Genomic DNA, 22,943 nt, shown 5'->3' with positions numbered 1-22,943 from the left:
AGTTTTTTACCAATTTTTAGGCATTATTTCAGGATTTTTATTTGGTGAATTATTATTTAAACGCATCGTTCCTGAATTAGGATCAGATGGCATACTTTTATCAATATACTGATCATAACCATGTCTTTCTATTCCATTGCTATCAATTTTTGTCTTATTCCCATAATCCTTAGTAGGATCACTACAACTTTTTATTTTATTGCAATGGATTATGTACTGCAAAACACTTTTTAAATCAATTGTACGCCTTTAAATTGTAGTCTACGTTGTAATTGTTTGCTATTATAGCGCTAAAAAAGCATTTCCCCTTTTGTCATACTGAACGTAGTGAAGTAATTGCCCAAAACCCAACTACACTTTTTACTACACCACTGTTGCTTTTTTTCTCATCTTCGGCTGTACTTTATCTTTTGAAACACTTCTACCATTATCGTTGGTTAAAGTCGATGCCTTTTTTAATGGTGTAACGGTAGTAGGGTGTTTCTTTTTCTGTCAAACAATCCCCCCCTAAATAACAAAACCCCTTTGATCCGTTTTGGAAGGTTGGGGTGGTGTTAAAACTATTTTACTTTCATATATTTATAGGTATCATCAAATACAAATTTTGATTTCACCCATTTACCTTTCTCCATATAGCTTAAAGATAACCGCTGTAAATAATTATCTTTTATACAAACTTTAAACAATTTTTGTTCATAATAATCCGATGGTTCGTATGACCCTTTTTCATAAATCATTAAAAAATTATTTTCAAAGTAATATTCTCCATAATAAGTTTCTTCCATTTCACAGCTGTAAAACTCAAAAGTAGTATCAGTAAGAAATTTATAAACATTAACACAATCTTTTTCTATTTTACATTCCCATTTTGTACCTGCTAAATTAATTTTTCCCTTCATTTGGGAAAAACAAGCTATTGCGTAAAAAAAAGCTATTATTAGTATATATATTTTTTTCATAACTAAATTATTTTATTCCGTTAAATTCTGATGTTAAAGGTACATTAATAGGATGAACAAAGTTTGGATTAGGTCGTAAATAGTAATTCCCTTTAAATGTTTTTCCTACAACTTCCATAAACTTATTATGTAATTCTCTAGACCCTTTAAAATTACCACTTGTCTGACATCCTGCACTATAGGCATTTCCACTCGTATCAAACAATGATGTTTGACTATTATTTCCCATATGAAATAAAACACCTGTTAATGTTTTTCCATTACTCGATGGATTTGGATTACCATTTACTGTAGGCAATCCATCTGATCCATCTAAATTATAAATTCTTATAGCCAATTCATTTTGATATCTTGAGGCATTTCTATGTCCAAATTTAGCACTATATAAGCCTTCTGCCAAAGTACCCGACTTATCAACATCTGAAGGAACTGTATTCCCCATTATTGTTGCTGATGGTCCCTCTTTATTACTTTCTAAGTATAAATCAAATTGTGCTGTATTAAGTGGTTCATTGACACCCTGACTTCTATCATGAGTTGCAACTAATACATTCTTTCCTAAATATTTTTCTCCCACACTGGTTGTTTCTTTGGAAGTTGCTTTCTCATCCCAGTAAATAGTGCCATTCTGTTTTTCAACCCAATGATCACTTTCCTCCGTACTCATCCCCGTTGGGTCAATCAAATTAATTGGGTTATTATGCACATAATGGTACGGTGTCCAACCAACAAACTGTTCCGCCAACGGGTCCACACTCAAAAACACACTCATCGTCGGATCGTAATAACGCGCACCATAGTAATAGGAACCTGTTTACCTCCTCCTTATTTTTTTTTTGGCCTCGGGAATCTCCTTCGTCGATTTGTGGGTCTAACTCTGCACTACGTGCGGTTTGTTCAACTAAAGCTACTCGCTTTAATCTCCTAAATCATTGAATTTATACACATTATCATAATTACTGTTGTTGTAAACCACCATCAGTTCTCCTCACGAAGTGCACCGAATACCAAAACAAATAGAAGCATCAATGAGGTAAACGGTAGGTACCCATAGTAATGCGTTGGCACTCCATTGATGTCTGTAAGGTAAGAAGAACTTCCTAAAAATAGTATACTTTTATTTTTAAGGCAATAAATCCTTCGTACAATCGATTTACTTTGTTTTAATGAATCAATTACTATGTTGTAAAAATAAATGCATACAATCTTTTTATTTTCATTTGGCTGTTTTTGTACTTTGCAATTGTAGTCTTTTCTTTCAAAGTAAAAAAGCAGTATTTCAAACCACATTGTTTATTCTCACTGTCGTAGCCTTCGACTCACTTCGTTCCTCTTTACTACTCCACTGACGATAAACTACTTTTAAAATACATTGCTACAACCATTTAATTTTATTACAATGGATCACTTACTGCAAAACACTTTTTAAATCAATTGTACGCCTTTAAATTGTAGTGTACGTTGGAATTAATCTCCTTTATAGCAAACAAAGGACTAAAACCCAACTACTACTTTTACTATACCGCTGTTGCTTTTTTGTCATCTTGGCTGTACTTTATCTTTTGAAACACTTTACCATTGTCGTTGGTTAAAGTCGAAGCCTTTTTTTAATGGTGTAACGGTGGTAGGGTGTTTCTTTTATACTGCATTGATTACTCTAACAACACACGTCTTTTCTAATTGTCATACTGAGTGCAACTGTCATCCTGAGGGAACCGAAGGAAAAAACCCCAACAATCCGTTTTTGGAAGGTTGGGGTTAATTATGTAATTAACACACGGATTGCACTCGAGGATTCAGCCGAATTGAACGAAGTTAAATCTGTGCGATTAGGGTCAAACCAACTAAGATAATATTCTATACATAGGCTAAACTTGCTATGAGTAATTCTCTAACTCTTCTTTCAAATCATTAGCAAACTCTTCTAAATCTACAACAAAACCTGTTCTATCTTTTACAGGAAAGACATTTATTAAATAATTATGGTCTGCTATAATATCGAATACCTCATTTTCTAGATCATCGAAATCTATTTTTTTTATTTCAAATAACTCCCATCCATTTACTTTGCATAAGTTTACAAAATCTATAGATGACCACATTGGAAACAATTCCTTACCATCAACTATAGATGTAACGTATCTACTATTAGAATCTATTAATGTATAAATTAATTCGCTATCCGCTACTTTCTTTATAAAATATTTATACCTTTCTAAAGGTTCTAAAGATGACACTTTCTCAATTTCTTTAATATACATAATTTCGTTTTTTATTGTATAGGTCTTTCCTTATTCTTCTTTCCAAAATTATCATATTTATGCTGATTTCTATGATCTTTTCTATTTTGTAAATTAGAATTTTTATAAGAATATCCCTTCGCCGCTTCTCTACCTCTTTCATGAGCTAAATCTTTGCCAGGAGGATTTCTCATAGACGTTCTTTTACCTCTATCGATTTGATTTTTTTCTTGCTTAAGCCATCCTCTATCAGCTTTACTGACTTTAGAATCAGTCATTAATTCCGTTAATCGTTCTTGCTTTCCTGCCCTTCCTTGCTTCAATAATGATTTAGCATTATCAGCTGATTTTACTGCTTCAACAGCTTTTACATTTTTTCCTTTAGAAACAATTACAATTGCTAGAGTTGTCGCTAGTTGAATATTTCCTGAAGTTTCTTCAGATACATCACTTCCTGTAATCAAAGATCCAATCCACTGAATTCCAGATGTAATAAGATCATCCAATCCTTGTCCTGGATACCCTTGCTGTGGAGGCGAACTCGGAATTCTAACTATATGATTATCTGAAGTATCTCTTTTAGGTGGATCCTGATCATAGCTCTCCGCGCTCATCCCCGTTGGATCCACTAAATTAACAGGATTATTGTGTACATAATGATACGGATTCCATCCTGGGAACTCTTCCGCCAACGGATCCACACTCAAAAACACACTCATCGTCGGATCGTAATAACGCGCACCGTAGTAGTAGTAACCTGTTTACCTCCTCCTTATTATTTTTTTAGGCCTCGGTGAATCTCCTTCGTCGATTTGTGGGTCTAACTCTGCACTACGTGCGGTTCGTTCAACTAAAGCTACTCGCTTTAGTCTCCGAAATCATTAAATTTATACACATTGTCATAGTTACTGTTGTTGTAAACCACCATCAGTTCACCTCACGAAGTGCACCGAATACCAAAACAAATAGAAGCATCAATGAGGTAAACGGTAGGTACCCATAGTAATGCGTTGGCACTCCATTGATGTCTGTAAGGTAAGAAGAACTTCCTAAAAATAGTATACTTTTATTTTTAAGGCAATAAATCCTTCGTACAATCGATTTACTTTGTTTTAATGAATCAATTACTATGTTGTAAAAATAAATGCATACAATCTTTTTATTTTCATTTGGCTGTTTTTGTACTTTGCAATTGTAGTCTTTGCCTTCAAAGTAAAAAAGCAGTATTTCAAACCACAATTGTTTATCCCCACTGTCGTAGCCTTCGACTCACTTCGTTCCTCTTTACTACTCCACTGACGATAAACTACTTTTAAAAATAAATTGCTACAACCATTTGTTTTTATTGCAATAGATAACTTACAGCAAAACACTTTTTAAATCAATTGTACGCCTTTAGATTGTAGTCTACGTTGTAATTGTTTGCTCTTATATAAACCATTGCCCAAAACCCAACTACTCTTTTTACTACTCCACTGTTACTTTTTTGTAGTCTTCGGCTGTACTTTACCTTTTTGAAACACTTCTACCATTGTCGTTGGTTAAAGTCGAAGCCTTTTTTTAATGGTGTAACGGTGGTGGGGTGTTTCTTTTTCCACTAAACAATCCCCCCCTAAATAACAAACCCCAACGATCCGTTTTTGGAAGGTTGGGGTGATGTTTGTTCTAATTTGAAAGCCAATTTGTAATGTGTGTCAACACATAGATGATATAATTTATGTGGTAAATTTTGATAATTATTTTTTTTCAAGAGGTCTAATTGGTAACAAATCTTCATCTTGGAAATTCCAATACTTTTTTACTAAATCAGAATATGGATAGAATTTTAAGTTATTCTCAAAATAATAGACCCCATCAGATTTCATAGTAATAATTGTATCATTATACTCCAATATAAAATCAAAAATATATGGAATAGGATCATCATCTTTCAATATCCTACTTTTATTAATATCTTTAATAAAAGTAGACACCTTATTTTGATTTAATTCATGTTTATTATTTTCTACTCTAAGATAAATTTTATTTGGAATTTTATAATTAAGACTTTGTTGACTTCTACATGAAATTATACACATAATGATAATAACATAAAATATTAATTTATTCTTTTGTCCCTCCATTTGTTATATGATTTTTATTAGGATAACTGATTTGTACTTCGATTGAATTATTTCCAGAATCTCTATACTCATTTAACTTACTAAATAAATCGGTATCTACTTCATGACAACCGTGCGAATAACCTTTAGTTGAATCGTGTAAATAGAACGAGGATAAATCTCTATTTTGAGTATTACCATCTAAATCTTTTGGTTGAGACACATTAACCGGTTCTAATCTCGCTCTATTATCTCCCCATTCTCTATAACGCCATCCATAACCAGGATTATTCGGATTTTCTACAAAATTAGGAATCTTTTCAATTCCTCCCTCAGGGTTTCTTAAAAGCTCTCCTGTTTTTAAATCAGCTTTAGCTTCTCGGGATGGATCTGGTTTTAAATTAATCTTATATTTACCTTCTACCGTTGGTCCCAAATTTTTAACATATTGGTATTTAGTAACCTGAAGACTTTCATAACCAGTTTTTGTACCTTGAGTAAACTTAACATTATTCATCCCTGATGTTGCTTTAAAAGTATGCTTAGGATTAGATTTATCACCATAATTCCCTCCATACCATAAAGCACTATTTCCTGTCAAAAGAATCCAATCCTCCTTCTTCTTTCCTGTAGAATCTGTATAGCGTATAGGATTATTTCCAACATACGAATACGGTTCCATAGTTTGTTCCGCCAACGGGTCCACACTTAAAAATATACTCATCGTCGGATCGTAATAACGCGCACCGTAGTAGTAGTAACCTGTTTGCGGATCCAATTCTTTACCGTTGAACTTATACACATTGTCATAATTACTATTGTTGTGTTCCACCATCAGTTCACCAAATGGTAGGTATCCATAGTAATGTGTTGGTATTCCATTAATGTCTGTAAGGTAAGAAGAACTTCCTAAATGGTCGCTATGGTACCACCAAATTTTACCCGAACGATAAGGAGGTTCCGGAATCACGGGTTCGTCTGGAATTACAGGATCAATTTCAGATTCTCCTTCTCCTTCCTCTGGAGTTGGTGCTTCTGGCAAAACAACTGGAGGTACCGGTCTTACAGGGGGTCTAATGATTAACTCTAATAGATTACAATAATCGATGCTACTCATTCCACCTGATGACTCTGGGGCTTCCAATTCGTATTTTTCAAAAACGCGCATACACTCCTCTCCATAAAGTCTGATACAGTCTTCGTAAGCGGCTATAAATTCTTTATAACAATCTTCTATGACCACGACATCAAAACAATCACTGTGCTCTTCCATATATTTGACAGCTTCACACGTACTCATACCACTTTTCTGAACATATTCTAAAAGCATACTCAAACAATCAAAACGCTTGTGTTCTTCTAAGAAAAGAATCCAGCTGCTATACTCTTCTAGGCAATCTTTATTTAAACAGCCTTCTTTATACAGTATTTCTATAATTTCACAAGAAGTATAGCCTTTACTACGTTGATCTTCGATAATTTTTAAACATTTTTCATTCTTCTCTTTGTAAAAATCACTGATAATAGCCTCTAACTCTTTATCACAGTTTTTAGTACACCCTATTTCCTCCATCTTCTTCACAATCTCACATGGGTCTGCTCCTGAATGCATTAATTCTCTAAGTATTTTTGCACATTCTGAACTCTCATCTTCATTATACAGCTGTACTAAATAATATAATGCTTCTTCGCAGTTTATTGATCTAGTAGCCAGATTAAAAAATTGAGGCTCATCATAATTAGATTCGGTAAATAGTCCTCTTACCCTTCTTTCAAACTCCGTGCGGTATGTACTATTTCCACTTTCAAAAGAAATACCTGAACCTAAAGCACTAGCGATTTTCTCACTTCCTGAATAATAGTGCTTGGTAAAATTACCTGATTCCTCTACTGTAATGTATTGGTTTGGATATAAAACATAACTATCAACAACAGAAAGGTTTGAGTTAAATGCGCCATTCACAGCAAAACTTTGACTCTGCCCTAAACTCTTAACTACTCGATTTCCGGTATAATCATAATCATAATAGGATACTTGATTCCCTACAACAACGGCTTGCAACTGGTCTTTAGCATCCCAATACAAACTTCTACCCTCTATAACATGATTTTCACTTACAATCATTTTAACACTCTTAATCAAGTTTCCATTAGCATCATAGTTCATCGTTTGTCTGTAGGTATGATTACCATTACCCGCATTTTGATACGTAATCGATGTTATTTGATGATTGGCTGAAGTATACACATAAGATGCATCATACTGATTTTCTGTATTTTCAGAAGTATTTGTATAAACATTAAACACATTGTGTCCTTGATTTTTAGACACAATTCCATGCGTTTTATTATACCCCATTACGACACTTGATTTATGAATTTCTCGCTTTCCTTCCCATGAAGTAGATGCTGTTTTTAGGCGATTAAACCCATCGTATTCATATTTATTTCCATATACTCCTCCCACATCAAACGTAGCATGCAATGAACTTGTATTATAAATAGACTTAATATTGCTATTGCGATCATAACTCATCAATACATTCGTAAACAATTCATTATTTGGACGACGTAAAGTCAATCCTCTTAATCGCTGTTGATGGCTATAAAAATACTCCGTCTCTACGTCATTTCCATAGATAATTTTCTTTCGGTTACCATAATGATCGTAGGTAATAGATTTTACATAATTGAAATCATCTTCATTGACAATTTGCTTTAACAAACCACCCTGATCATAATGATACCTTACTTTTTCACCATCGGGATAGACTATCCTTCCTACTCTTCCCCAAAAATCATACAGAAATGAAAGCTCTGAAGTATAAGAACGCCCATCTGGTGTTTGCACTGTTCTTTCTTGTTTGCTAATATCTCCATAATAACCATATGTAAATTTATCATGGATCATATCATCATATACCTCAGTCAATAAATCTTGATTATACACATAATCTACCGTTTTATTGGGGTATTTTTCTTGTACTAACTGTTCTTGATTATAGGTATATGTTATGGCTTGACTTGCCTGTATTAAATTACTTGTTTCTAATTGAATCAATTGACTAAGCTTGTCATATTTGTACTTAGTTAATCCTCTATCTACTTGATTTTTTGTTATCAGCTGTCCGATGGTATTATACGTATAAGACGTTATTTTACCTTCTGCATCAGTTACTTTCAAGATATCACCTAGTGCATTGTAATCAAATTTCGTACATAGGGTTTGATTATCTCCGATCTGCTTTATGGATGTATTTCTCCCTTTGGCATCAAAATAGGAGATTGTTTTATTTCCTTCTGGTAAAACCACTTCTTTTTTAAATCGTTTCACGTCAAAACAATCCACATCAAATCCATATGTATAACTTGTTTCTGCATTTATTCCATGAGCAAATTCATAGACAGGTCGATCTACATTATCATAAACTACTTCTACTGAATTATTAACATCAATAATTGGTGTAGAAAACTGGGTTAACCCACTTACGAGATCTTGAGAACAATTGACTTCTTCTGAAGGTAATGAGGTTCTGATACTTCTACCAAACTCATCATATACTGTTCCACCACTTACTGCAAGTCGATAGCCCAAAGCACTTCCTGGACAGTCTGCTTCTTTGTCCAACTGCTGTTTTACTTGAATCACACGTCCCAAACCATCCGTAAATAAACTGGATTGATAATACGCAGTAGAATAAACAGGTTGTTGCATATCCATCATCGCTACAGCTTTTTCTGTTAATACGTATGGATACATATTTTGCTGTGGATTATACTGTAGGTTGTAAATATTTTGCAATACGTATTTGCTATTAACATAACTAGCAGTAATCATGTTCAATCGGCCAAATGAATCATAATGATAATTAACCCCCTCAAGTCCATTTACTTTTACAGAAGTTAGTTTATCAAATCCATAAAGATATTGCAACAACGCACCACCACCGCGACTATTTTCTACTTTGGTCGGATATAAATTAAACAGATTCTCATACGTAATATCCTCTACATATTGAGTTCCATCTACTATCGGGTGTCTTTTTCGAGTTAAATTACCAAAACCATCATACACAAATTCATACTTGACAAACTCAGTTGGACTCAATATCTTTTTAAATCCAATCATATTCCCCTTTGTATCAATTTCGCTTTCTACTTTTCGGCTTTGTCCTTGGAAAGTTACTTCATGCGTTTTCGGAATAGACACCAAATAATTGGTTGTATTATAATGATAGGTCATATTCACCGTAAGTAGATCCGCTGCATTTAAAGTACGACTATCTCCAACATCTCTATACTTTAAAACATTTCCATAACGGTCATAACGATCAAAATACACACGAGTTTGATGTTCATATCCAGAAACATCAGTACCATTAAATTCATATTTTGAAGTTATTACACTACTTAACAACGGTAGATATCTTCCTTTTTCTGAAAAACTAGCTTGTCCTGAACCAATCGTATAATCTCCTTGATTAGTAGGGCTAACTTTATAAAATTGGTAAGCATTTTGCACTTTGGAATAAATACGTTCAAATTTATCGTACATCGTTTGTTTCTCTAGTAATCCCTTTTTAAAATAATACTGACGTACCATTGGATTTAATCCAGGTCCATACGCTTCCGATTCCGTTAATCCTTTAACTAAATATTCATCTTTTACACTGCGGAATACTTCTCCTGTACGATCTAATTCATTGGTAATAATTTCACCAAATCCTAAGAACTTACGTTCTCTTCGATCCTTAAACCCTTTGTAATAACTATAGCTACGACGCATCGTACTTTCCCCATCTCCTGCATAACCATCGTAAATAGAGGCTTTAGTCATTACATATTTGGTAAAGGGCATCGCATAGCTCAATCCTATTTTTTTATTGTCATGCGGATTTTTATTGTCATAATCAATTTGAATCACCCCGCCTAAAGGTCTTTTAATCGTTTTTAATAAATTGGTTTTTCCAATTCTCGAATAGGCAACCTGAAGATCCCCTTCTGAATCAGATACCAAAATATCAGGATAACCATCCCCATTAAAATCCATAATTTGTACAACCTCTTTACTCAAAGATTTCCCTATATCTCCACCTAAAGAAAAACAGATTTTAGGCCCTGTAAAAACTAAAGGAACTATAAAATAAATACAATATGTAACATTAGCATTAATACCTCCTGAGATATTCTGATTTTCTTTACTAGAAGATACAGGTAAATAAATGGCCTGATTTGAAAATCCTGTTCCCGTGTTGAGATAGACTGTATTTTTACCTACAATCTTATCAGGTAGACCATCTCCATTAATATCCAACAAAGAAATCACATCTTCTGAAACATTCTTTGAAATAGAAAATCCTCCTGAAATGGATCCATTAAATAAATTAATACCGCCACCACCAGAATAGGTTGTTGTTTCAGACTCCTTCACATCAGTAATCCCCCATGTACTATCTGATCTAAATTCACTTCCGTAGTTTAAAGCTATTTGCCCGCCTTTTTCCACAAAGTCTGGTAAACCATCTCCATTTAAATCTACTAAATCACTAGATACAAAATCAGTAGTTTTAAAATAAGAAACATTTACTCCGAAACCTGCCGCAGAACCACCACTCACAACTGCAGGAGAAGGGCTAACCGTTTTTCCTTTCACTGATTGAATAAATCCAAGTAGTGTACCACTAGCAATTGAAACTCCTGTTCCTGTTCCTTTTGCATCGAAATTTTGTAATACCTTTTTATCAATGATGCGCTGAGTCAGTCCTCCTTTTTCATTGGTTAATTGGATGCGATCACCCAAGATATCAGGATATCCATCTCCATTAATATCTCTAAAATCATTAATTGCTTTTCCAGTCACTTTATTTTCACTGCGTGAAACAACGATTGCCCCGGCAGTAAAACCTTTGGATACACTAGTTATATATTTTATAACTCCTTTGGCAGAATGACTAGTATCAGGTCCTTCACCAGAACCGTCTACTCCTCGATCTCTAGAATATCGATCATCTGGATCATCTGGCCCCTCTCCTTCATCTTCAATTCGTTCTAAATAGGGACTACTCAGTAAAGAAGTCACGAACATCTTACTATTTAATTGCCATTTCTCTAATTCTTTATTCGGATATAAAATATACAATCTTGGCGGCGTTTCTGGCGTTGGTGTACCATTGCGATTTCGCTTCTGTTCAACACATGCCATATAATCTTCATAAGTTTCTTTTTCTTCACATTCTCGGAATTCAGATTCACTTAAATCCGCTGAATCTTGATTTACTCCTTGCTGAGCTCCTTCATTACTGATTGTTTTTTGATTAATCGGTTCCGTTCTATTTTGTACCTCCAGTTTACTTTTATAACCGAAGAATCCCCAATTTTGGTACATAGGACCAAATTGATTATTGCCTAGCTTAGCAAAAACATTGGCTGGAACAGGGCTTGTCGTTGTTGTAGGTGTACCTGAACCTCCTAAAACTGTGGTTACTTTTAAAACAGCTTGATTGACATTCCCTACTAATTTTTCTGCCACTAAAGGATTTTCACTGTGCCACTCAAAGTAAACCTTATTACCCAATGAAGTGGTTGCGGGTAATAGTTCAAATCTAGTTTCTGTACTAGTTCCCCCTACTACATTATAATTTCCTGTGTTAGTATTAAATTTAGAAAAATTCTTTAAAGCTCCTCCCTCATATTTAAAGCGATACTTAACATATTGATCACTTGTTGACGATTCTTTAAAGACTTCTCCTTTACCATTTTTTGCAGTAAAATACACATATCCTTCTGTACAATTTCCATTACACCCAGACACAGTAATACTATGCGGTATTTTAAAAGTTGTTAGACCACTTAATGTCAACGCTAAGTTTTGTTTTCTATATTCTTTATTATAAATTGTTGCTTCTGGAATCAACACTTTATCCAAGTAACCTTCTGAATCCGTTATTCTTGGATTCCAAAGAGCATTTATTTTTTGCCAATTTACATTTGAAGTAGACCGAATTTCAGCTTTTATATACTGAAAACTAGTTTCATCTCCACCTATAATATTTGAAACTGTAAACTCGTAGTCCAAAGGAGGAATTGTATTTAACTCCCCTAACTTGATTCGTTTCTCATACACATCTACCAAAGCACCAGCATGAGTTGGTAAATATAAATTCGTTGAAGCTGTGTTGGTTGTGTTTAACTTAAATCGCTTAATAACCAATACAACCTCATCAGACAATTCAGGAGCGTTTGTTGAAGTTACTCTATTATCAACAACTAAAGGATCTGCTTTGACATAATAAGTCCCGTTTTCTTTAATTTCTACTGGAGTAAACCCACTAATTATATATCCCTGTGAAAAAGGATTATCGTACGGTTTTAATCCATTACTATCGATATAATTTGCGTCTGCAGTTGAAGTATAGGTTACTTTAGGATCCCATTCAACCGACACATTAGCTCCACTTGAACCTGAAATTACACGAAAGAAAATACGATCCCCTTTTTGAACAGTTATCGAATTTAACGCAGTAGCTGAATTTGTTCGTGGTACTGAAGTAATTGTTTTTAAAAAGCTTGTATCCGATGTTTGTAATTCATTTCCTTTTTCTATGCTGTAATAAGCTGTTGAACCCGTTGACTTAATGGTACCCGTTATGTTAACTGTTCCATTAAAAGGAGCTTGCCACATTTTAACAATGTCAGCAGTCGAAATTTGAGGACTTGGTAAAGTCGGAGGCGGAGAAACTGAAATCGCTCCACTTGTAAAAATTGGATTTGAAGATCGAGAACTATTGACATGAAAAACAGGAATTCGTTCTCTATTACTCAAACTATTAAAATACACTACTCCGTTGTCTACAATGTCAGGAAGACCGTCACTATTCACATCCTCTATATAAACGGGGATTTTAGTTTCACTCCAACTTTTAGTTCCAGATGCATGAGCAATTAAATTCGCTTCTAGTCCTGCGCCTAGAGTTTTTGTTTTTGATTTACTAAAATTTGATCTACCAATAATAGGGCTTTTAAGACCACTAAAATGTCCATTTATATTTTTTCTATAATATAGATTGTCCCCTGATTTAAATACTTTATCCGGTAAACCATCTCCATCAATATCCATCAATGCAATAATAGATTCTGATTTAGAAGAACTGCTAAAACCAGTAACACCAAGTGTCCCTGCTCTAGAAATAAACAAAAGTGTAGTAGGCTTGAAAATAGATGCAAATCCTCCGTAGATTCCTGCATTAATACCTTTATACTCTCCTTTTCCTCCCCCTATAGCAGAAGCAGACGCTTTTAATTTGCTAAATACCCCTGCAAAATCAGTAGGTGATTGCACTCGGGTTCTTCCAGCAAACATACCGCCATTAGCAATTTCATTATGGTATTCAAACTCATGTGTATGGAAAACATAAATATCCTGCATTTGTGTTACTTTATCTAGTAATGTTTTTCCAAAAGCTCCTTTTTTATATTTTAATACATATTTTCTAATATTATATTCTTCCCCATACATGACTCTATTTATAACGATTTCTGATAATAAATCATCCTCTACTTCTTTCACTCCCCTGCGCACAGAAAACGTTTTATCTTCACGGGCTGAACTACCTACAACATTGGTTCTTTTAAAACTAATTTTATACATATTATTAGCTGAACCATTGGCGTGTTTAGTATAAAAAATTGTTTTTACATACAGTTGTTTTCCTCCAGATAAACTACCTCCAGAAAAATTCTTTAGTTCATATTCATACTCAACATAATTTCCATTTAGATCTTCAACCTTATTCAACATCCATTTTACAATATTTCCTTGAGTACCTGAACCTGTAGTCAAACGTGCTTGAGCAACACTACCATAATAGTATTTAACCCCTGATTTGGTCGTAACAACCCAAGAATAGGTGGAAGGCGATGAACCTAATCGTTCAATTTTATTAAAACTACCCTCTATTCTTGGAGCGAATGTAGCATTAGATACCCTTGCAATCCTATTGTCCAAATTTGGAGTATATTCTACTCCATTATTTAGTAGAACTAGATCTTCTCCACTCATACTATAAAGCTCTGATTCTTGTGAAGGATCATAAATCGCCGCTCCCCATGTGGTATTCACTTCAATAGAAGGCACATTCAAATCCCAACCTAATCCAACCCAACCACTATTAGCAGAACCACTGGAATAACTCAAAGATAGATTGGGTTGCATTCCCTTTCTTCCTGCAGGGATTTCAATGGGATAAGTAACATTAGCATCCCCAGTAATACTGGCTTCTGGCAGTTCAATAAAATTAATTTTATCTGTCGGTTTGGCTGCAGGTAAATTTCTTGCACTAGTAGGTGTAAATCCTGAATAATCTGGACTTTCAGGCATTTGAATAACTCCTGCGATATAATCGGTAAAATGATTTGTCAAACCTCGAACAATATTTTGCTCTGCCAAAACCTGATCTTTGGGAATTGCCACCCATTTTTTACTCGATTCATCAAAATAAAAAATGTGGATATCTTCGTGTTTGGTTCCATTAGGTACTAAATGTTCATCGAACTCAATCGAAATAACACCGTCTTTTTCAAACGTAGACCCATCAGGTAAAAAGCGATACCCTTGTTGATTTTTAGTGATATTGACAATACCTGCTCCTGGTGGAGCCAAATCAATTTTTCTCAATTTTTCAACTTGAATCTCTGTAATAGATGACCCAATCGCTTCTTGTGGAAACTGAATAGCTGCTCCAGGTACTTCGATGTGATTTTCTTGATCATGGACGATGGAAAATCGCTCGCTTCTATTAGGTAAGGTAACTTCATGTTGCACTTGGCTCAGCGAATTTGTTCTTTTTAACCAAGGAGTAAGATCGATTTTTTGCAAATCAGCATTCGCCTCTTGATAGACCAAATAAGAAGTTTCTTTTAAATTAAAATCAAAAATCACCTCAAATTCTTTTTTATCGACCAAGGGAATAGCATGCATACTGTAACGCAAAGTACTTGGTTGATTAGAAGATACGAAACCTCTTAGATACAAACGCCCTTCTGTTGTTTGTTGAACATCCGTCAAAACTAAAGATTCCTGTTTATTTCCCCCCTCTTCTTGTACTATTTTTACTTGATTAACGATTGTTTCAACACCACTACTATTGTTTAGATTAAAGAAAATTCGATTACTTCCCTTTTTTAACAAAGTAGGATTGATACGTTCTTTGATGATCGTTTCTTGAGCAGAATAACGAACTAAATTATTTCCTAAGGCTGGATTTCCATTAATACTTCTTGCCAAAGAAGATAAACTATTAACTCCCTTTACACTATATTCTAGATAATACGCTTTACTGGGATCAATAGGCTCTTGAATTAAAACCTCAAAAAAGTTATCCAAAGGGTCATCACTTTCGCCATACTGACTTCCAATAATACCGTACGCTAAATCAGCTAAATAAATCTGAGAAAAAACAGGAGCTTCCTTCATTTCTTTTATTGTTACTGATCTCGCATTCGATGGGGAATAAACCTCGTATTCCTCCTCTTTTTGATCAGGCTCTTCTACAAAAGGCTCCCTACTATCTGTTAATTCAATAGAATCTAACTCTCCTAAAAAGGAAGCTGATTGGGCTATTTTAAAATCAATAAAAGACAGTGTTCCGGCATACGATTGAATAGGATAAACTACTGTAGAATAGAAAAAAGCCAGCAATAGTATTCTATACAATATCGTATTGTATATATTAAATTTTCTCTTAATTGTCATGTTACTTTTACTTTACCATTAAACGATACAACTGTTTCTGCTCGCCTGTTTTTACAACGATAATATACATTCCTGTTGTTGCTATAGCGTGTTTATACAAAATTTGTGGTGTATTTCGATACATCTTGTAATCGAGTAATTGTCCTTTATTGGTATACACTAAGACTTCTGCATCTTGAATTTTATCAAGTGGGATATAAACCACAAATTCCTCTAATTTTTCCACAGGATTAGGATAGAGTCCGAGTTTATAATCCATCTTGTCCTCTAACACTTTAAGTACTTTAAATTCAGAACAATAAAGATTTTCTTGCTCTCTGACTATCAGGGTATAGTTACCTGTATTTTTTAATGTAATGCTTTCTTCAGAAGAAATTAAATTACGTTGAGCATCGTACCATTGGTACTTTAGATCTTGCTTCTCTGTTACATTTTTATTTGGAGTAATCGTTACGCTCCCTTCTTTAGGTAAGAAGTAATTTAATTCTACTGTACTAGGTGAAATAAAAATATCAAACAAATCTAACGTTCTTCGTTTTTTATTTCCTGCCGCATCCTCTAAAACAAAAACTACATTTCCGACTAAATCTTTGGGTAGACTAAATTCCGTAGTATTCGTTGAAGATGTAATTGTTTTCGTTCCCTCTTCGGTCTCTACTTTTAAAGTAAAGGGTAATTTTCCATAGTGTAGATTCAGTTTGAAATTAATTCCATCACAATCAATGCGATAATTTAAATCAAAATCGACTTTTTGTTTTCGTATAATAGACACATACTTTAGTGCATTATGCAAAGGAACACTGGCATGTAATAGTGTATCATTTTTTAGTTCTAAGGGAATCAAAGTTGCCAAAGCATTATGCTCCTTCGTTGATACACTTGCGTAGTAATCATACGATTGATTTGGTTGAGATTCCGATTCCTTATTTCCTTCGATTTCTTGTCGTTGAAAGAAAAAATGCAAATCTGTCTTTACTTGATGATTGACAATTTTCCATTTTCGATTTAATTGTTCTTGACCATTTTTCTTTTCGAATGTCAAACTTCCATTATTATCACCTACTAAGACATAGCTTTTATCCTCAATTTCTCTTGTGGTATATTCACTAGCATACGATTGTAAAGCGTCGTTCAAACCAATAGTTAAGAAATTATTTTTATAGGCTTTAGATTGATATTGCTTTAACGCTAAAGCATCTTCACGCCCTAACCCCATAATACGCGCGTTATAAGAACTATTTTCCTTAGCATTCCACAGAACATCGCCTGAAGGAGTTATATAGTCAAACGATTCCGGCAAAGGAATACTGTATTTAATCGCTAAATAGCTGTGTAACTTAGCATAATCCAAAGCGGATAAAACCGAAGAAAATACAATCACTTCATATAATTCGATTGAAGGTTGCGGGTAGAGAAACAATAAGTTTGCCTGTAATTTTGACCCTACCTTTAAAGGGGTAAAACTACCAAAATGGCTGACCATGGTTCCATTAAAGCGATGATTTGCTTGTATAAAAAATTTGTTATCTCCTGAAAAGAAAGAAGAAGTGGCCTTATAAATTCTACCATTATAATGCATTTCTAAAAAAGGAGATTCCCTTTTTATTGGGGCTAGACTATCTCCCTTCTTTTCTTTATACACATAAAATAGCGTATAACTTTGACTCAATACGTTGTGATAAACCATCGGTATTTCGCCCCTACCTAAACGCAATGCGGGGTTAAAATTCAACGTTTCTTTACTTTTCGTTCCTTCCATTTTTGGTCGAACAAATAAACCGGAAAACATTGAATCCTGAGCAAATACCGAATAATTTAAACATACAAAAAATAGAATTAGTAAGGTTTTATTCATATTAGTATATTTATTAAAAAACAGTTAACAAATATAGATATATATTTAACTTTATTTTATACAAATATTAACTAATACAAAAGAAATAAAACAAAAAACAAACCATTAACATATGTTGAAAAATTAAAAACATATATAAAGCCCAAAACACAATGAAATAATTAAAAAATTAACATAAAAAACACACATCAACTTAGAAGTAAATTTACTTTCCTGCTTTCTTATAAGTTAACAGCAAAAAGGAAGCTAAGACGTATCTCTTTCCAAGGATACTGCCCCCTAAGGAAAAGAATGACAACCTACATTCTCCCCAAGAAAAAACCATCATATAGCTATATAAAAAAAGCTTGAGTAAAATCTCAAGCTTTTTTTATATACAGTAAAAGAAATAGAAAACGTCTACCAACCAGCTGCATAAATATATGCGTTGTTATTCAACTTACAAGACAACCTTACTACTGACCCGAAGGCGTACTTCCACTCTTTCTCCTTGTTTCGTAAAAGCGAATAAACTCCTGACTATAATCGGAATCTGGAAGATCTTCCGCTCTGTTATTCGTTGATTCCTTTTCTTCTTTTTTCTTCTTCTTCTTTTCCGATTGATTTAGAAACTTCGCAATTAATTCCTTCATGGTATCAAAATCGACTTCATAGGTCAATCCAACTCCTTGGGTATAGCCAATTCCTTCCCCAATATAGTTGATGTCATTTTCTCTATTAAAGAAACGAGCGTTAAGTGTTCCTTCTTCGTTGATGCGCAATAATACCTCTACGTCCCCAACAATCACGGATTGCTCCACTCCTCCAACCGGTACTCCTAATTTTCCGTTTACTGAAATGCGGTCATTTACTTTGGTGGTAAAAGTAACCCCTAAACGACCTTCTGTTTGTGTATACGGATTTCGCTCTCCTTGAGCATAGTTCAATCCGACTTTAAACTTATCATCTACATCCGAGAATAAATCATCGAAAATACTACTGGCTCGTTCAAATAAACTTCCCGCTAAAGCAGAAGAAGAGTTATCCGACGAGAAGAAGGATCCCGTAGCTAATAAAGCCATTGCCTGTCTTTCACGGGTATCTCGATCACTCAATTTATAATCCAATTCAGATTTTACAACCGAACTCACCGTTGGAAAATTAATATCGAAATCCACTTCTGGGTTGCTCAAACTTCCATTCAATACAATAGCTACATCGGTAGGTACTTTTCGATTAATGATGGAGTTGTCAATAATAACACTTGGATTCGCCTCTGTATGATAAATGGCTTGTAAGTCCAAGATGGCATTCATCGGGTTACCATCCCAGCGAATGGTTCCATATTTTTTCACGACAAATTTCTTGTCAATTAGGCCTCCATATTTAAAATTGTATTCTCCTTCATAGGCTTGGAAATCCCCCCACATATTAAACTTCCCCAGGGTATTGATCTCCATGGTAATAAATCCAGCTCCTTTTCCGCGCATGGCATGTCCAGACTCTCGATCGAGAATGATTTCAATTTCCGCTTCTGGCGTTACGTAAAACTCAAAATCCAACTCAATTCCACTATTTCGGTATTTATAAGGATCATAATCGTTTCCTGTTAGGCGCAATTTCTTTTCTTGAGGAGATAAAAAGTGGATGAAGTTATTCTCTCCCGTACTTTGTGCTTCTTTCAGGGGTATTTTAATAGAGGTTCCCTTGTTCGAAGTGGCATTAATGTTAATACTCAACATTTCTATAGGCCCTACAATATCCGCTTTTCCATTAATATAAGCCGTTCCATAGTACAAACTTCCTTCTGCGTATTGTGTATCCAAAGCCAATAAATTCGTTGAAGAAAGGGATAGATTCATCACCCAATCTTTAAATATTTTATGGGAGACATTTCCATCAACCAATCCCCTTGTTTTGTATTTGGTATCGGTCAATCCTGCCTTGCGCAGTATAAACTGTTTAGTCGTTATATCCAGCGGAGTTTCTTGATCAAAAGCATAACTCACCCCTGTAAACTTCGATTTAAATTTTGTGTCATTCAGATATAAACGTCCGTTGACATCTGGATTTTTAGCCGTTCCCAAGAAAGAGATCTTACCAAAAGCTGTTCCCGTCATATCACTTGCCACACTGCTCAAAAATGGAGCAATGGTACTCAATGGAAAATCAGTCAGCCCAGATTCCATGTTGAAATGGGTTTGTTTATTAATCACATCGATATCCCCATTCAAATAAAATCGCTCCCTTTCATCGTCATCCATCAAACTCGAATGAACGGTAAACTTTTCTAGCCTCTTATCTCCATCCACTTTGAAGAACATATCGCCTAAGTAGACTTTGTTAATCAATAGGGAATCAATAATAATATTCGCTTGTGGATGATAGACGTCTTTCATTTGAGAGAAATTCACATCTCCATCAATTTTACCCCCAAAAGAGAGGTTTTCAATATCAGGTGTAATCTTATTCAAATCTACATTTCCGAAAGACAAATTCAACTTCTTATAGGTAGAATCACGCATGACTCCACTTAAATTCACCATTTGTTTGTTGTGTGAAATAGCAAGTGAATCAATGGTAAAATCCATTAACTTCTTATTGAACACCAACTTATTGGCCTTGTCGTTATTCTCGTTAATACTCCATTGAAAATCTTTAAAAAACACTTCTGACTTCTTGAATCCCACAACGGAGAGCTTTTCCTCGTTAATGGTGTGATACAAGTTCAATTCGTATTTGTCTTTTAAGTTTTTACCTCCTTTAAACTCTGAACGCACAAACAACGTATCGTTGTGAGTTAAATTCAGCAAGTTAAAATCGGAAATATCATAGAAATTCGTATGCACACTATCGATAGAAACATAGGTATTGTAAATAGGGTTGGAATTATTGACATTCAACAAGATATTGAAAAATTCAACTCCACTTACTGCAATACTAGGAGAATCGAAATTGAGTTTAAACAAATTCTCATCACTGTCAATTTCTCCATCTACATGGGTGCGTTCATTTAAAGTCAGTTGGGGCAAGAAAACCTCAATCAAGCGATTGTGTACAGTAATATCAAAATCAACATATTGTCCTTTTTTGGTTTTATAAGGAGAATAGTTGGTATACAGACTCCCCAAAGCATTAGTAAACAACATTTTAGATTCACCAAATAAAAATTTCCCTTTGATATAACCTTGAATTGCTTCTTTGGAATTTAGTTTCAGCAAACGCTCGCCATCTGCTGTAAAACTAGATTCAATGGAGAATTCTTCAAACACATAGTGATCTTTACTATTGTCGTAAACGGCATTATTTACCTTAAAAATTCCTTCTAAATCTTCTATGTTATTTCCTTTGGCTTTAAATTCAAAATCTCCAGTAAACTTCGATAGAGTATCGTTGACAAAACCTAAAGCGTGTAAATCGGCATAATCAATTTGTGCAACGAAATCGTAATTCTTTTCTTTCGTACTCAAGTCAATTGTCCCGTTAAAATCGAGTTTTGCATTGGGATCAGCACTGTGTAACAACCCGCGGTAATACGGCATTTTCATCAACCCATCTACAGCTAATTGCGTATACTTATACTTGCCGAATACAAAAGAAAAAATATCTCCTTTTACCGAGGTATTCAGCGATTTTTGATTGAATCCATGCCCATCTACATACAAGTCAAAAGAGGTTAATCCAAACTGTTTGTTGTTGATAAAATGACCTAAATCAAAGTGATCCAGTTTAATATTTCCTTTATACGTCGCGTGATTTGGATCGTTTAACTGTTGAATGGCAATTTTAGCATTCCCCTTTCCGATTGAGGTTACAAGTTCAATATCCGTATCTAAAGTTCGCTTGGTCAATTCAATATTTCCCACAATATTCACCAATCCCAATCCCTCTAATTCCGTAGGTAATGATTTACCGAGTAAATCAGGCATCAAAGCCACTAAATTATAGCGTGTCGTCTGCAAACGAGACAAATCCGCACGCATCCAGAAGGGCTGGTGATCGTCAAAAACATTGCGAAAAGCAAACGTACCTATAATTTGTGAATTATTCTCATCAACTAGATTCGCTCGTTCAAGAACAAAATCATTCATTACCCCTTTCATATGTCCTTTGAAAAAGACTTCCTTATTAGAAGCGAATTCATGAGCAAATACGTTGATATCAGACGAATTCAATTTAGCCTTATTAATTTGGAAATTCCATTTCACCTTATCGACGAAATACTTCATATCGCCAGGTTCAAAAGTCAATTTCAAATGGCCTTCAATATCTGATTGATCCGTAACTAACTTCAAATCCTTCAGTCCAATACTCGTTTTAGTATGAGAGAAATCGGCAGTTAAATTTTGTACGTTCATTCCCCAATGATCTTGGAAACTTACGTTTTTTACCAAACCGTAAATATCGGGTCCTTTGATCAAGAAATTATCTACTTGTCCTTGTAATTTTCTAAAATCAACTGCAACTTTTGCTTTGGTATTATCATCAGAGATAATTAATTGAGAATTCTTTATAAAAATACGAGAAGCTTTCAGGCGAAACTTTCCTTCTCCAGGTTGACCATCGTCAAAAACAGCAATAAGTTCATCTAAATTGGTCAGCTCAGCCCCCTCATACTTGTGAATATTCATGTACAAGCCGTTGATTCGAGTGGTTCCCAAATACACTTTCCCTTGTTGCAATGCATTCAAATCCGCCAAACGCGTTTGAAAATGATCAATTCCGATTAAAATATTTTGGTGATTATCTCTTGCTTCAACTCCTTTGAGGTGGATCACTCCAAAAACATCAATAGACAGTCGGTCGATATAGAAATCTGTACCGAATTTTTCATTTACTTTTTCCGTTACATAACGTGCTAAATAGCTTTGAACAACGGGTAACATCATAGAACCCACTGCTAAAATTAGCAAACAGAACACAGCCAAAAGCAGGCGAAAAACTATTTTTTTAAATTTTTTGATAACTATTAATGTTTTAAATTTGCCCCTAAAATCTTCTTTTTTTAAATACCTATGTACAATCAACAAATTTAATTAATTTTTAGGAGTGATGGAC

The 22,943-nt window shown here is 34.4% G+C and carries 9 protein-coding genes; all 9 read right to left on the bottom strand.

The window, feature by feature from the left end:
* Positions 1-6: 6 nt before the first annotated feature.
* Positions 7-222 (bottom strand): hypothetical protein, encoded by a 216-nt coding sequence (locus HX004_RS08395; RefSeq protein ID WP_286442026.1) that lies wholly within the window; start codon positions 220-222, stop codon positions 7-9.
* A 338-nt stretch (positions 223-560) separates the two neighbouring features.
* Positions 561-959 carry a hypothetical protein gene (locus tag HX004_RS08390; protein WP_286442025.1) on the bottom strand — a complete coding sequence of 133 codons (399 nt, stop codon included), beginning with the start codon at positions 957-959 and terminating at the stop codon, positions 561-563.
* A gap of 7 nt (positions 960-966) precedes the next feature.
* Complete coding sequence (locus tag HX004_RS08385) at positions 967-1,731, bottom strand: RHS repeat-associated core domain-containing protein (protein WP_502888472.1); 765 nt, start codon at positions 1,729-1,731, stop codon at positions 967-969.
* A 1,105-nt stretch (positions 1,732-2,836) separates the two neighbouring features.
* Complete coding sequence (locus HX004_RS08380) at positions 2,837-3,220, bottom strand: DUF2750 domain-containing protein (protein ID WP_286442023.1); 384 nt, start codon at positions 3,218-3,220, stop codon at positions 2,837-2,839.
* 11 nt (positions 3,221-3,231) lie between these two features.
* Positions 3,232-3,918 carry a polymorphic toxin type 8 domain-containing protein gene (locus HX004_RS17710; RefSeq protein ID WP_502888471.1) on the bottom strand — a complete coding sequence of 229 codons (687 nt, stop codon included), beginning with the start codon at positions 3,916-3,918 and terminating at the stop codon, positions 3,232-3,234.
* 1,017 nt (positions 3,919-4,935) lie between these two features.
* On the bottom strand, positions 4,936-5,322 hold the full coding sequence (locus HX004_RS08365; RefSeq protein ID WP_286442020.1) for a hypothetical protein: 387 nt from the start codon (positions 5,320-5,322) through the stop codon (positions 4,936-4,938).
* Positions 5,303-16,051 (bottom strand): SpvB/TcaC N-terminal domain-containing protein, encoded by a 10,749-nt coding sequence (locus HX004_RS08360; protein WP_286442018.1) that lies wholly within the window; start codon positions 16,049-16,051, stop codon positions 5,303-5,305. Before HX004_RS08360 ends, HX004_RS08365 begins: the two co-directional genes overlap by 20 nt.
* Positions 16,052-16,058: 7 nt before the next feature.
* Complete coding sequence (locus tag HX004_RS08355; RefSeq protein WP_286442016.1) at positions 16,059-17,906, bottom strand: T9SS type A sorting domain-containing protein; 1,848 nt, start codon at positions 17,904-17,906, stop codon at positions 16,059-16,061.
* 455 nt (positions 17,907-18,361) lie between these two features.
* A complete protein-coding gene (locus HX004_RS08350) occupies positions 18,362-22,774 on the bottom strand; it encodes a translocation/assembly module TamB domain-containing protein (protein ID WP_286442014.1) in 4,413 nt (1,470 codons plus the stop codon).
* Positions 22,775-22,943: the final 169 nt, after the last annotated feature.

Source organism: Myroides sp. 1354, assembly GCF_030324495.1.
In the GTDB taxonomy this organism is placed as follows: Bacteria; Bacteroidota; Bacteroidia; order Flavobacteriales; family Flavobacteriaceae; genus Flavobacterium.
The sequence above is the reverse complement of the archived record's forward strand: the minus strand, read 5'-3'. Positions and strand labels throughout refer to the sequence as shown.